The sequence below is a fragment of the Roseateles sp. Mitsp63 genome (genome assembly GCF_059491535.1).
The window spans coordinates 1,595,327-1,608,644 of the sequence record NZ_CP168509.1; the positions used below are offsets into that span (position 1 = coordinate 1,595,327).

Below are 13,318 nucleotides of genomic sequence, written 5' to 3' on the forward strand. Positions count from 1 at the left end.
CAATTTAGTCAATGGTCACTTGGTGCGAACGGCGAAAGATTCAGGGCGACAGGCTTCTCAAGACCAGGCTGGCCAGATGCGCCGGGGCTTCCTCGGACAGGTGCAGGCTGTGCTGGAGCAGGAGCGGGTTGAAGCAGGGGCGCATGACCAGATAGATGGCCGTGACGGTCTCGTCGAGCGGGGTCTTGCGCTCGAAGTCGCCGCTGGCGCGGCCTTCCTGGAGCACGTCGCGGAGCAGCTGCTGCACGCGCCGGTCGTAGGCGTCGACCACGGCCCATTGCTCCGTGGCGGCCGAGGCGGCGATCTCGTAGAGCTTGCGGTCCTGGAAGAGCAGCCGCAGGCTGGCCTCGGTGAACGCCTTGAACAGGCGGCGGATCTTGTCCGGCGGCGACACCGCCTCCGCCAGCGAGGCCGCGACCGAGGCCTCGATCCTCTCGATGCACTGGGCGCAGATCATTTCGCCGATGGCCTGCTTGGATTCGAAGAACTTGTAGATGTAGGCCTTGGAGAAGCCGACCGCCTTGGCGAGATCGGACACCGTCGTCTTCTCGTAGCCATAGCGGCTGAAATGCTCGGTGGCCGCGGCCACGACCTGGTCGCGGACCTCATGGTCGGCGGGGCCCCGCGACGGGGCAGGAGTGCTGCTTGTCGTTTTCATGGCGGCAGCTTACGCGACCCGGCGAGACTGGACAACGAGTGACCATTTGGTAATATGGTCACTTCCGGCCCCCGATCCCGTTCTTCGTTCTTGAGAGGTTTCCCATGTCGCGCAGCATCGCCGCCGCATCCCTTGTTGCATCGCTGATGGCGGCCGGCCTGGCCGCAGGGTGCGCCGTCGGGCCCGATTACGTCCAGCCCCGGCCCGTCCTGCCGGAGCGGTTCCACGGGCAATCGCCGGTGGATCAACGGCGGGCGGCGGTGGACGCCGACCTGGTGCGATGGTGGGAAGGCTTTGGCGATCCGCAACTGACCCGGGTCGTCGCGCTGGCACTGGCTCAGAACCTGGACCTGGCCCGCGCGGCCGCCCGCGTCGCCCAGGCGCAAGCGGGCGTGGGCGCCGCCAACGCCGCGCTGCTGCCCATCGGCACCGTCAGCGGCCAGGCGGCGCGCGCCTACCAGTCCGTCGAAACCCCGCTGGGACGCGTGCTCGATGCGAGGCCCGGATTCGACCGCCATGGCAGCGCCTACGAGTTGAATGGCAACGCGAGCTGGGAACTGGACGTCTTCGGCGGCCTGCGCCGCGAGCGGGAAGCCGCGATCGCGGAATACCAGGCCTCGGAAGCCGGCGCCGTGGCGGCGCGGCTGGCGGTGGCGGCCCAGACGGCCGACCTCTACATCGCCATCCGCGGACTGCAGGCGCGTTTGACGATCGCCCGGGATCAGGTCCGGACGCGCCAGGACCTGCTGTCCACCGTCCGTTTGCTGAATGGAAAGGGACTGGCGGCGGATCTGCAGGTCAGCCAGGCCGAAGGCGCGCTGGCGCAGGCTCAAGCGGGCGTGCCTGAACTCGAACAGGGTCTGGATGCGGCCATGAACGCGCTGGACGTGATGCTCGGAAGCCCGGCGGGCACCGGCGCGGCCGGGCTCGAGGCAGCGGATGTGCCCATCGCGCCGGGCATCGCCGGCATCGGCGCGCCCGCCGACCTGCTGCAGCGTCGCCCTGACCTCATCGTCGCCGAGCGGCATCTGGCCGCGTCCAACGCGCGCATCGGCGCCGCCATGGCCGAGTACTACCCCAAGCTCTCCCTGAGCGGCCTGATCGGCAACGCGACGTCGGTGTCGGCGGGCCATCTCTTCACCGGCGGCGCGAGCCAGGCGGCCGGCGTCGTGGGCCTGCGCTGGCGGCTGTTCGACTTCGGCCGCATCGACGCGCAGATCCGCCTGGCGCGGGGCCAGGAAGCCGAGATGCTGGCCGCGTACCGCCTGGCCGTCCTGCGCGCCGGCGAGGACGTCGAGAACGCCTTCACCGCGCTGGTCAAGCGCGAAGAGCAGGCGGCGGTGCTCGCCCAAGGCGTGGACGCGCTCCGGCGCGCGCGCCAGGCCTCGTTCGCGGCTTACCAGAAGGGCGTCGTCAGCCTGATCGAAGTGCTGCAGGCCGACGAGAACCTGCTTCGCGCCTCCGATGCGCAGGTCCAGGCGCGGGCCGGATCGGCGCGCGCGGCCGTCGGCGCCGTCAAGGCGCTCGGCGGCGGGTGGCAGCCGGCCGGGTCCACCGCCACGGCCGCGCTCGCCCAGCCCGCCGGCAACCGCTGATTCAACACCACGGGCCAATGAGCCCGATCACAGGAGACAACCCCAGCATGAAGATCAACCAGGTTCAGCGCCGCGCGCTTGCCGTCCTCGCGGCCGGACTCGCCGGCACCGGCATGGCCCAGGCGGCCGCATTCCAACTCAAGGAGCAGAGCGCCGCGGGCCAGGGCCGGGCCTTCGCGGGCTCGATCAGCCAAGGGGGCGATGCGACCGTGGTCGCCAACAATCCCGCCGCCATGACGCTGCTGGACGGGCGCCTGTTCCAGGCCGACGTCGCGGTCATCGACTACTCGGTCAAGTTCCGCGGCGCGGGCAGCGATGCGCTGGGCCGGCCCTTGACGGGCGGGAACGGCGGCAACGCGGGCGAGACGTCCCCGGTGCCGTCCCTGTACTTCCACACGCCGCTGAGCGACCGGATCCACCTGGGTCTGTCCGTGACGGCGCCGTTCGGCTTCAAGACCGAGTACGACGAGGGCTGGGTCGGCCGGTATCACGGCATCAAGACCGATCTGAAGGCGGTCGACGCGGGCGCCGCGCTGTCCTACCAGGTCAACGACGTGCTGTCGCTCGGGGCCTCCGTCTTCGTCGAGCGCCTCGAGGTGAAGCTGCGCGACGCGGTCGACTTCGGCGCCTTGCTGGCTGCTTCGCGGGTGCCCGGCTTCCTGCCCGGCAGCGCCGATGGCCGCCTGGACATCGACGGTCACAACACCGAGCTGGGCTACACGCTGGGCGCGCTGCTGCGGCCCGCCGACGGCTTGTCCATCGGCCTGGCCTATCGCTCCGAGGTCAAGCATTCGCCGGACAACGCGAAGGTCGGCTTCACGGTGCCGGCGGCGGCCAACGCGATCCTGTCCGCCGCCCGGCCCGGGACCTTCGTCAACACGACGGCCAGCACCGACATCACCTTGCCCGCGTCCTGGACGCTCAGCGCGACCCAGCGCTTGGACGACCGATGGACGGTGATGGCGGACTACTCGCACACGTCCTGGGGCAAGTTCAGCAACGTCGTCCTGGACTTCCAATCCCAGCTGCCCAGCGAGACGCTGCACTTCGGTTATCGGAACACGTCCTTCTATTCGATCGGCGCGGAGTACCGGGCCAATGACCGCTGGACGCTGCGCGGGGGCCTGGCCTACGACCAGACGCCCGTGACCGACGCCGTGCGCGATGTCCGTGTTCCCGACGTGGACCGCCGATGGCTGTCGCTCGGGGCGACCTGGCGCGCGAGCAAGCGCCTCACCTACAGCGTGGGCTACACGCACCTGTTCCTCAAGGATCCCTCGGTGGACCTGAGGTCCGCGTCGGGGAGCACCTTGCAGGGCTCGTACAAGCTGGGAAGCAACATCCTGGCGGTCTCCGCGCAGTACGCCTGGATGCCGTGAGGGCGCGAGGGGAAGGGCATGCCGTCAATCGACGGCGGCGGACTCGTTCTCCGTGTGCCGGTCGGGCTCCGCCGCGCGGAGGATCTCGTTCAGGACGGACGTGGCGTAATTCCCGGCGGGCAAGGCGAACGTGAGCACCAGTTGATCGGCTTGCGGCCATTCCCACGACAGGTCCGCCGGGCTCGCCACGAGGGCCCGGCGCTCCTGATCCAGACCGGCGTGCTCCATGCCGTCGCACAAGGTGGCGTGACGCTCGGCCACACCGTTCTCCAGCGCCTGCGTTTGATCGGTGGTGCTCACGCGGCCCCGTCCCCAGAGGGGGCCGGTGGGCCGGCCGGCCTCGTCCATCACGTCGCCGGCCAGGGTCTGGCCCCAGAGTCCCTGCTGAATCCGCAGCGCCAGCACTTCATTGAAGACGAAGGAGCGCACCGCCGACAGGTAGATGCCCTTCTTCTTCGGGTTGCGCACGCGGATCTCGCGCGCCAGCATGGCGCGGCCCTGCTCGACGTTGCCGCCGTCGTGGCCGAAACGCTGAGCGCCGAAGTAGTTGGGCACGCCCTGTGACGCGACGGCCTGGAGATTGGCCTCGATGGCGCCGCGGTCGCCGCTCACGTCACGCAGCACGATGCGGAACCGGTTGCCCTGCAGGTCGCCCGGGCGCAGCTTCTTCACATGGCGGCTCTGGCTCAGCACCTTGAATTCCGGATGCTGGAGCTGGGTCAGGTCGGGCGTCTCGCCCTTGGGCAGATAGATGCTGAACCACTGGCGGGTGATGGCGTAGCGGTCCTTGAGGCCGGCATAGCCCACGTCCCGTTCGCCGACACCGGCCGCTTCGGCCAGCTGCTGGGCGACGAAGGCGGTGTTGGCGCCGTTCTTCTCGACGTCCAGCCAGAGGTGTTCGCCCTCACCGGAGGGAAGCTGCAGCGGCAGCTCGGTCACGATGAAATCCTCGTTGAGGAGCTTCAGCGTGGCGCTGGCGCCGGTGACGGGATAGGCGTTGGGCCAATGCGGCAGGGCCGTGTATTGAGCGTCGGTCATGAGGGATTCTCCCCCGTGACGCACGGGGTGCCTGCCGCACGCCGTCTTCCCTCAGGGGAAGGTCAGGTCCAGGCCGAGCCTCGTGCCGAGGCTGAAGGTCAGCAGCACCAGGCCCGTCACCAGCAGCACGAAGACCGCGGCCGCCATCGCGCCCGCGCGGAGCACCGCGCGCTGTTTCTGCGCCCCGTTCTCCTTTCTCGCCTGGTCGTAATGCCACTTGATGGCGAAGAACATGCCGATGCCCAGCACGGCGACCTTGAACGCAATGAAGACCGTGGGGACCCATTCCATGATTTCTGACTGCCGTCTTTGTCGAGCCGCCACTGTGCGCCCGGCGGCATGAAAAATACAGATTCAGATGCATCGAAAAAGACCGGATCAGAATCCCACCCCTCATGAAGCGTTATGAAGTCCTTGCCGACGACCTGGCGGCGTCCATCGCCGCGGGGCAGTTGCGTCCCGGAGACCGCCTGCCGTCGGTCCGTGGAGCGAGCCGGGACCGCGGCGTGAGCCCCTCCACCGTCTTCGAGGCCTACTACCTGCTGGAGGCGCGCGGCCTGATCGAGGCGCGGCCGCGGTCCGGCTACTTCGTCAGCCAGGCGGCGATTTCCCATCCCGAGCCCCATGCCTCGGACCCGCTGGGCGAGGAGCGCCGCGTCGAGATCTCGGAGCTGGTGTTCCAGGTGCTCGGCCTGTCGCGCAACCGGGCCGTCGTGCCACTGGGCTCGGCGTTTCCGAGCCCGGCGCTGTTCCCCCTGGACAAGCTGGCGCTGGCGCTTGGCAAGGCCGCGCGCGGGCTGGACCCGTGGCGCACGGTCGAGGACCTGTCGCCGGGCAGCGCCGAACTGCGGCGCCAGATCGGCCTGCGCTACCTGGGCGCCGGATGCAAGGTCGACGCGGACGAGATCGTCGTGACCAACGGCGCGATGGAGGCGCTGAACCTGTGCCTGGAGGCGGTCACGGCGCCCGGGGACCTCGTCGCCATCGAGTCGCCGGCCTTCTATGGCGCCTTGCAGGCGCTGGAGCGCCGCGGGCTCAAGGCGGTCGAGGTGGCCACCCATGCGCGCACCGGCGTCGACGTGGCCGCGCTGGCGGCCGTCGTCGAGCGCCATCCCGTCAAGGCGTGCTGGCTGATGCCGAATTTCCAGAATCCGCTGGGCAGCCTGATGCCCGACGCGGCCAAGGCGGCGCTGGTGGCGCTGCTCGCCGAGCGCGGGATTCCGCTGATCGAGGATGACGTCTACGGGGAGCTGTATTTCGGCTCACGCCCGCGCCCTGCCAAGGCCTGGGACAAGACCGGCCTGGTGCTGCATTGCAGTTCGTTCTCGAAGTCGCTGGCGCCGGGGTTCCGCGTCGGCTGGGCGGCCGCGGGCCGGTTCGCCCGGGACGTCAGCCGTCGCAAGCTCATGAGCTCGCTGGCCACGCCGGTGCCGATGCAGGAAGGCTTGAGCGAGTACCTCCGGCGGGGCGGGTACGACCGGCATCTGCGGCAACTGCGGCAAGCGCTCGTCACCAACCGTCAAGCCGTGCTGAAGACCATCGCCCAGTGCTTTCCGCCAGGCACCCGCGTCACGCAGCCGGAGGGTGGCTATTTCGTCTGGGTCGAGTTGCCGTCTCGAATCGACGCGCTGGCACTGCACCGCGTCGCGCTGTCTCATGACATCGGCATCGCGCCGGGGCATCTGTTCTCGGCCGATCGCCGTTTCACGCACCACCTGAGGCTGAATTTCGGGCATCCGGACCACCCGCGGGTCGAGGGCGCGCTGAGGAGCTTGGGGCAGCTTGCAACGGCGCTGGGGCGCTAGCGTCGCTTCGTCGAGCTGCTGCCCAGCGGGCGGTTCTGACGCCACGTCCGCGGCACTCCAAATCTCAGCCCACCCGGCCGAAGGAAACACCCCTTCCAGCACGAGTCTCCAGTTCACGTTAGGGTGGCGGATCCTTGAGGTTCCGCCATGACCACCACCGCCATTCCCACCGACGCCACCGCCTCGCCCATCCTCTCCGTCCAGCCCCTGGGCATGCCCTGGGAGACGGTCGACCCCTTCCTGTTCTGCGTGCACCACAACGACGCCTATCCGCGCGGCAACGGCCGCCACGGCCCGGACGCGTCGCTGCTGGCGGGGCGGCAGATGGGCTCGGACTTCTCGGGCAAGGACGGCTGGAGCATGTATCACGGTCAGCAGGTGCCCGGCTTCCCCGCCCACCCGCACCGCGGCTTCGAGACCGTCACCATCGTGCGGCAGGGCCGCATCGACCACGCCGATTCGCTGGGCGCGGGCGCGCGTTTCGGCGGCGGCGACGTGCAGTGGCTGACCGCTGGCAGGGGCATCGTCCACGCGGAGATGTTCCCGCTGCTGCGCACCGACCGCGCCAACCCGCTGGAGCTGTTCCAGATCTGGCTCAACCTGCCCGCCGACAGCAAGATGGTGGAGCCGCACTTCACGATGTTCTGGTCGCAGGACATCCCGCGGCACACCTTCGTCGACGACGCCGGACGCGCGACCGAGGTGGTGGTCATCGCGGGCGCCCTCCCCACCGCCGGCGAGGCCGGCGGACCAGTGATCAAGCCGCTTTCGCCGCCGCCGGATTCGTGGGGCTCGCGACTGCATTCGGACCTGGCCATGTGGACACTGCGCCTGGAGCCTGGCGCGCAATGGACCTTGCCCGCGGCGCTGGGCGACGGCACGCGACGCAAGCTGTACTTCTTCGCCGGCAGCCGCATCACCCTCGGCGGCGAGCCCGTGACCGCCGGCCATGGCGTCGAGGTGCGGGCGGGCGCCGATGTCGTGCTGGCCAATGGCGACGAACCCGCCGAGCTGCTGATGCTGCAGGGCCGCCCCATCGGCGAACCGGTGGCGCAGTACGGCCCCTTCGTCATGAACACCGAGCAGGAGCTGCGACAGGCCTTCGACGACTACCGCCGCACCGAGTTCGGCGGCTGGCCGTGGCCGGATCAGGCGCCCGTGCATGGCGACGAGGAGGACCGGTTCGCGCGACATGCGGACGGCCGGACGGAGCGGCCGCCGGCGCAGGACTGAGCCACCGCGGCGGGCGCCGTCACACGATCCGCCAGGGCACGCGGTTAAGCTGGCCGCAAGGAGCCTGCGATGAACGTTTCCCAGCGCGTCGGCGCCATCAGCTACCGTTTCGACAGCCTGCGCGAGCTGATGGCCAAGGCCACGCCGGAGCGCTCGGGCGACCGGCTCGCGGGCATCGGCGCCGGATCCGAGCAGGAGCGCGTGGCCGCCCAGATGGCCTTGGCCGATCTGCCGCTGAAGACCTTCCTCAGCCAGGCCCTGATCCCGTACGAGGACGACGAGGTCACCCGGCTGATCGTCGACGGCCACGACGCCGTGGCCTTTCAGCCGATTGATCACCTGACGGTCGGCGGGTTGCGCGAATGGCTGCTCTCGGACGCGGCGGACACGGTGGCACTGACGCGCCTGGCGCCCGGCCTCACGCCGGAGATGGTGGCCGCGGTCAGCAAGATCATGCGCAATCAGGATCTGATCCTGGTCGCGCGCAAGTGTCAGGTCGTCACGCGCTTTCGCAACACGCTGGGACTCGCGGGCCGGCTGGCCACGCGCCTGCAGCCGAACCATCCGACCGATGACGTCAGCGGGATCGCCGCCAGCGTGCTGGACGGGCTGATGTACGGCAGCGGCGACGCGGTCATCGGCATCAATCCCGCCACCGACAACGTGACCCAGGTCTCGCACCTGCTGCGCTTGCTGGCGGAGGTCATCGAGCGCTTCGAGATCCCCACGCAGAGCTGCGTGCTCACGCACGTGACCAACACGATGCAGTGCATCGAGCGCGGCGCGCCGGTCGATCTGGTGTTCCAGTCCATCGGCGGCACGGAGGCGACCAACCGCGGCTTCGGCGTCGACCTGACGCTGCTGGCCGAGGCGCGCGCGGCGGCCTTGTCGCTGGCGCGGGGCGCTGTCTTCGACGACGGCGGGCGCGGCCGGCACGTGATGTATTTCGAGACCGGCCAGGGCAGCGCGTTGTCCGCAGGCGCCCACCACGGCTGCGATCAGCAGACGATCGAGGCCCGGACCTACGCGGTGGCGAGGCACTTCGAACCGCTGCTCGTGAACACGGTGGTCGGGTTCATCGGGCCGGAGTACCTGTACGACGGCAAGCAGATCATCCGGGCCGGGTTGGAGGACCACTTCTGCGCCAAGCTGCTGGGCCTGCCGATGGGCTGCGACATCTGCTACACCAACCATGCGGCGGCGGATCAGAACGACATGGACGTGCTGCTGACGCTGCTGGGCGTGGCGGGATGCAACTTCATCATGGGCATCCCGGGCTCGGACGACGTGATGCTCAACTACCAGACGACGTCGTTCCACGACGCGTTGTACGCGCGAAGGGTGCTGGGCCTGCGCGCCGCGCCGGAGTTCGAGCGCTGGCTCGAACGGATGCGCATCGCGCAACCCGGCGCGCCCGGTCATCTGCTGGACGGCATGTCCCCGGCCTTCGCCGCCTTGCTGCCGTCGCCTTGAGCGAGTCACCATGAGCGACACCCTGACCCCCAACCCCTGGCACACGCTGCGCCGCCACACGCCGGCGCGGATCGGTCTGGGCCGGGCGGGCATCAGCCAGCCGACGGCGGCGCACCTGGCGTTCCAGCTGGCCCACGCGCAGGCGCGGGACGCGGTGCATCGCGAGTTGGACCACGTGGCGCTGGCGGCCTCCCTGAACGGCGCGGGGCTGGAGACGCTCGACCTGCACAGCGCCGCGGCGGATCGGGCGGCGTATCTTCAGCGGCCGGATCTCGGACGCCAGCTCGACGACCGGTCGATGGCCGTGCTGAGCGCGCGCGACAGGGCGCCGCAGCCGGATCTGGCGCTGGTCGTGGCCGACGGTCTGTCCGCGTTGGCGATCGAGCGGCATGCCCTCGCGTTCATCGAGGCGCTCCGGCCGCTGCTCGCCGACGGGTGGCGCTGGGCACCCGTCGCCATCGTCCGTCAGGCACGCGTGGCCATCGGGGATCCGATCGGTCAGGCGCTGGGCGCGAAGCTTGTGGTGGTGCTCATCGGCGAGCGCCCGGGCCTGAGCTCCCCCGACAGCATGGGCGTCTACGTCACCTGGGCGCCGCGCGCCGGCCGCGTGGACGCGGAGCGCAATTGCATCTCCAACGTGCGGCCGGAAGGCCTGGCGCCGCAAGCCGCGGCGCGGCGGCTGGCGTGGTTGCTCAACGAAGCGCGGGCCCGTCAGGTGACAGGTGTTGCGTTGAAGGATGAAAGCGCGGATGCGGCGCCGCCGGTCGAGACGCGCGAGTCGTTCCGGCTCGGTGGGCGCTGATCACTGCAACGGCCGCCTCAAGGCTCATCCCCTCAAGGCTCCGAGAGCTGATTCCCCCACGACTTCACAAGCGACTGGATGGTCTGCGCGGCCACCTTGCAGGCCGGCGTCAGCTTGCCGTGCCGCGGCGTCGCCAGCGTCACGTGACGCATCAGGTCCGGCCGCACGAGCTTCGCCGCCTGCACTTTCCCGGCGCGCAGGTCCTCCGCGAAGGCGTAGGGACCCAGGATGGAGTACAGCCCGGGCTGGGTGGCCACCAGCGTGCGCTGCACCGTGAGCGAATCCGCCTCGGCCACCGGCTCCAACTGGAAGCCAAGTCCTCTGGCGGTCTCATCAAGCGCATTGCGCCAATGGCTGGGACGTCGCGGAAGGACCAGGCGAAGCCCCTTCAGTCGCGAGAAGGGCAGCGTCGGCTGCTGCGTGAGCGGGTCGCCCGGCGCGCTCACCAAGTAGGTGCTGACGCTGCACAGCAGCTTTTCGTCCCGCCCAGACGGCTTGCTGAAGCGGAACAACACCGCGAGGTCCAACGACCGGCTGTCCAGAAGCGCATCGAGCTCGGTCCCTTGCGCCTCCACCAAGTCGAGCGAGATGCCGGGATGCTCGCTTTGCAACCGCTCGAACAGGCGAGTGGCGAGCGGGTGCGCCGCCGTGGGGATGATGCCTAGCGTCACCCGGCCGACGATGCGTCCGGAATCGGACTTCAGCTCGAGCGCCATCTGCTCGGTCTCTTGAAGCCAGGGACGCAGCCTGGCCGCCACGCGCGCGCCGAGCTCGGTGACCACAACGCCGCGGCCGGTCCGGCGGAACAACGGGCCCGCGTATCCAGACTCGAACTCCGTGATCTGGCGGCTGACGTGCGACTGGGCGGTCTGCCTATGGGCCGCCACCTTGCTCAGACTGCCGGCCTCGACGACCTCGAGGAACAGGCGCACCGCCGCGATGTTCATGCGTGTCTCCGTGAGATATGCCAATTCTGGCATGGCTGATTCATCTGACGTGTGGCTAGGCGGATGGTCGACGGATTTCTACATTCACGCCAACCGACCCGTATCCGCAACCGGCGCGACGCCGGCGACAGAGAGAAAACGGCCAGGTTATCCACCCATTCCCGGCACTGCGATATCAGGAGACATCCATGCAAGCCCCAGACCTCCGCGGCCTCGTGCCCGCACCCGTCACCCCCTTCACCCGCGACGGCGCCGTCGACTACGCCGCCATCCAGCGCCTGGGCAGCTGGCTGGGCGGTATCGACGGCGTCAAGGGCCTGACCGTTCTGGGTCACGCCGGCGAAGGCACGTTCCTGGAGCGGGACGAGCAGCTGCGCGTCATCGAAGCCTTCCGCGAGTCGGTGGGCGGCCGCCTGCCCATCATTGCCGGCATCACGCTGGAAGGCACCCAGGTCGCGGCCGAAGAAGCCAAGCGCGCGGTCAAGGCGGGCGCTTCGGCGGGCCTCGTGTATCCGTCGCACGGCTGGCTGCGCTTCGGCTACCAGGACGGAGCGCCGCAGGACCGCTACAAGGCCATCCACGAGGCCAGCGGCCTTCCGCTCATCCTGTTCCAGTACCCGGACGCCACCAAGGCCACGTACAGCCTGAAGACGCAGCTGGACATCGCCGCGCTGCCCGGCGTCTTCGCGATGAAGAACGGCGTGCGCAACATGAAGCGCTGGGACACCGAGATTCCTGTCATCCGCAAGGAACGTCCGGACCTGCAGATCCTGACCTGCCACGACGAGTACCTGCTGCACACCATGTTCGACGTGGATGGCGCGCTGGTCGGCTACGGCAGCCTGACCCCGGAACCGCTGATCGAGCTGATCGCCGCGGGCAAGGCCAAGGACTACGCCAAGGCCCGTGCCATCCACGACCGCCTCTTGCCCGTGACCAAGAACGTGTACCACCGCGGCAGCCATATGGAGGGCACCGTCGCGCTCAAGCACGGCCTGGTGGCGCGCGGCATCCTGGAACACGCCACCGTGCGCAGCCCGCTGCTGCCGCTGGCGGAGGGCGCCGGCGAGGAAATCGCCGCGGCGCTGCGCTCCGCGGGTCTGGCCAGGTAAGCGAGCAGCCAGGGCGCCGCGGGAGACGGTCGAACCGCTCCCGCGGTGCCGCCGGTGGCTGGCAACCGGCGTCAGTGGCGCGCCGGCGCCCCGTGGCACGAAGAAGACTTCGGTCACCCGGCACACCTACACGTCCGGCGAGGAACGCCGGCATAGGAGACAAAACATGTTCCGTTTCTCCGTCGCCGCGCTCGCGGCCGTGGCAGGGATGGCCGGCGGGCAGTGCCACGCGCAGACTTCGGTCGCGCTGTCCGGCACGGTCGACGTCGGCGTCCGCCATGTCAAGAATGGCCGGCTGGGCAGCATCGACTCCGAAGTGAGCGGCGCCAACACCACCAGCAAGCTCGTCGTCCAGGTACGGGAAGCGCTCGGCGATGGCCTGAATGCCAGCGTCTATCTCGACAGCACCCTCCTCGGAGACACCGGTGCGGTGAACACGCCGTTCTGGGACCGCCGAGCGACCGTCAGCCTGGCGCATGACCGCTTCGGCGAGATTCGTCTCGGCCGTGACTGGGCGCCGACCCACATCCTGTGGTCCGACCTGGACCCCTTCATCACGCTGGGCATCGCCGGCGCGAACAGCTTCCGCTCCGTCTTCGCGTCGCGGGCGCTCGGCCAGGCTTTCGGCGTGAGCACCGATGCCAACCAGCTCAACCCGACGCTGCGCATCGCCAACACCGCCCAGTACTTCCTGCCGACCGGACTGGGCGGCGTATTCGGCTCGCTGCTGGTGAGCGCGGGAGAAGGCGGCTCCGCCGGGGCGGGCTCGGCCAAGACCGACGGTGGCCGCCTGGCCTGGCGCGGGGAGCGGCTGATGGCCGGTGTCGCGCAGGTCACGACGCGCAACGCCAACGCCGGCCGCGACTTCACCGACCGCGTGTGGGGCGCCTCCTACGACTTCAAGGTCGTGAAGCTGAGCGTGGGACAGCGGCAGTGGCGCTACGGCGCGGACAAGACCACCAATACGCTCTTGGCCGCATCGGTGCCCATCGGCGCCGGCGACCTGAAGTTCACCGTCATCCGAGCGGACCAGAAGGGGGCGACCGCGGCACAGAGCGCCAACGATGCGATGCTGATCGGTGCCGGCTACGTGCACCATCTGTCCAAGCGCACTGCGTTGTACGCGCATGCCTCGCGCATCGCCAACAAGGGCGGCGCCTCGTTCTCCGTCACGGGCGGTCCGGCGGTCAGTGGCGTTGCCACCGCGGCCAACTATTTCGGGGGCCAGAACTCGACGGCCTTCGAAAGCGGTATCCGACATAACTTCTGAGGTCCG

The 13,318-nt window shown here is 69.5% G+C and carries 12 protein-coding genes; 8 read left to right on the plus strand and 4 right to left on the minus strand.

Annotated features, from left to right (window positions below; translation table 11 throughout):
• Nucleotides 1–40: 40 nt before the first annotated feature.
• On the minus strand, nt 41–658 hold the full coding sequence (locus ACEN96_RS06985) for a TetR/AcrR family transcriptional regulator (protein ID WP_495587316.1): 618 nt from the start codon (nt 656–658) through the stop codon (nt 41–43).
• A gap of 104 nt (nt 659–762) precedes the next feature.
• Here ACEN96_RS06985 and ACEN96_RS06990 point away from each other — a divergent pair, with 104 nt between their 5' ends.
• Both ACEN96_RS06990 and ACEN96_RS06995 read left to right on the plus strand, forming a co-directional pair.
• Nucleotides 763–2,253, plus strand: a complete 1,491-nt coding sequence (locus tag ACEN96_RS06990) for an efflux transporter outer membrane subunit (RefSeq protein ID WP_495587317.1) — start codon at nt 763–765, stop codon at nt 2,251–2,253.
• Nucleotides 2,254–2,300: 47 nt separating this feature from the next.
• On the plus strand, nt 2,301–3,632 hold the full coding sequence (locus ACEN96_RS06995; RefSeq protein WP_495587318.1) for an outer membrane protein transport protein: 1,332 nt from the start codon (nt 2,301–2,303) through the stop codon (nt 3,630–3,632).
• 24 nt (nt 3,633–3,656) lie between these two features.
• Here ACEN96_RS06995 and truD read toward each other — a convergent pair whose 3' ends face one another.
• Nucleotides 3,657–4,670, minus strand: a complete 1,014-nt coding sequence (truD, locus tag ACEN96_RS07000; RefSeq protein ID WP_495587319.1) for a tRNA pseudouridine(13) synthase TruD — start codon at nt 4,668–4,670, stop codon at nt 3,657–3,659.
• A gap of 51 nt (nt 4,671–4,721) precedes the next feature.
• Nucleotides 4,722–4,961 carry a hypothetical protein gene (locus tag ACEN96_RS07005; protein ID WP_495587320.1) on the minus strand — a complete coding sequence of 80 codons (240 nt, stop codon included), beginning with the start codon at nt 4,959–4,961 and terminating at the stop codon, nt 4,722–4,724.
• A 104-nt stretch (nt 4,962–5,065) separates the two neighbouring features.
• On the opposite strand from ACEN96_RS07005, the gene ACEN96_RS07010 reads away from it, so the two are divergent.
• The 4 genes from ACEN96_RS07010 (at nt 5,066) to eutC (ending at nt 9,983) form a co-directional block, all read left to right on the plus strand.
• Nucleotides 5,066–6,475 (plus strand): aminotransferase-like domain-containing protein, encoded by a 1,410-nt coding sequence (locus tag ACEN96_RS07010; RefSeq protein WP_495587321.1) that lies wholly within the window; start codon nt 5,066–5,068, stop codon nt 6,473–6,475.
• Nucleotides 6,476–6,622: 147 nt separating this feature from the next.
• Nucleotides 6,623–7,708, plus strand: coding sequence for a pirin family protein (locus tag ACEN96_RS07015; RefSeq protein ID WP_495587322.1), 1,086 nt, complete (start codon nt 6,623–6,625; stop codon nt 7,706–7,708).
• A 69-nt stretch (nt 7,709–7,777) separates the two neighbouring features.
• Nucleotides 7,778–9,181: an ethanolamine ammonia-lyase subunit EutB gene (locus tag ACEN96_RS07020; RefSeq protein ID WP_495587323.1), complete on the plus strand. Its 1,404-nt coding sequence runs from the start codon at nt 7,778–7,780 to the stop codon at nt 9,179–9,181.
• Nucleotides 9,182–9,191: 10 nt separating this feature from the next.
• Nucleotides 9,192–9,983: an ethanolamine ammonia-lyase subunit EutC gene (eutC, locus tag ACEN96_RS07025; RefSeq protein WP_495587324.1), complete on the plus strand. Its 792-nt coding sequence runs from the start codon at nt 9,192–9,194 to the stop codon at nt 9,981–9,983.
• 32 nt (nt 9,984–10,015) lie between these two features.
• Here eutC and ACEN96_RS07030 read toward each other — a convergent pair whose 3' ends face one another.
• On the minus strand, nt 10,016–10,930 hold the full coding sequence (locus tag ACEN96_RS07030; RefSeq protein WP_495587325.1) for a LysR family transcriptional regulator: 915 nt from the start codon (nt 10,928–10,930) through the stop codon (nt 10,016–10,018).
• Nucleotides 10,931–11,118: 188 nt separating this feature from the next.
• On the opposite strand from ACEN96_RS07030, the gene ACEN96_RS07035 reads away from it, so the two are divergent.
• On the plus strand, nt 11,119–12,042 hold the full coding sequence (locus ACEN96_RS07035; RefSeq protein WP_495587326.1) for a dihydrodipicolinate synthase family protein: 924 nt from the start codon (nt 11,119–11,121) through the stop codon (nt 12,040–12,042).
• Nucleotides 12,043–12,208: 166 nt separating this feature from the next.
• Nucleotides 12,209–13,312, plus strand: a complete 1,104-nt coding sequence (locus tag ACEN96_RS07040) for a porin (RefSeq protein WP_495587327.1) — start codon at nt 12,209–12,211, stop codon at nt 13,310–13,312.
• Nucleotides 13,313–13,318 lie beyond the last annotated feature (6 nt).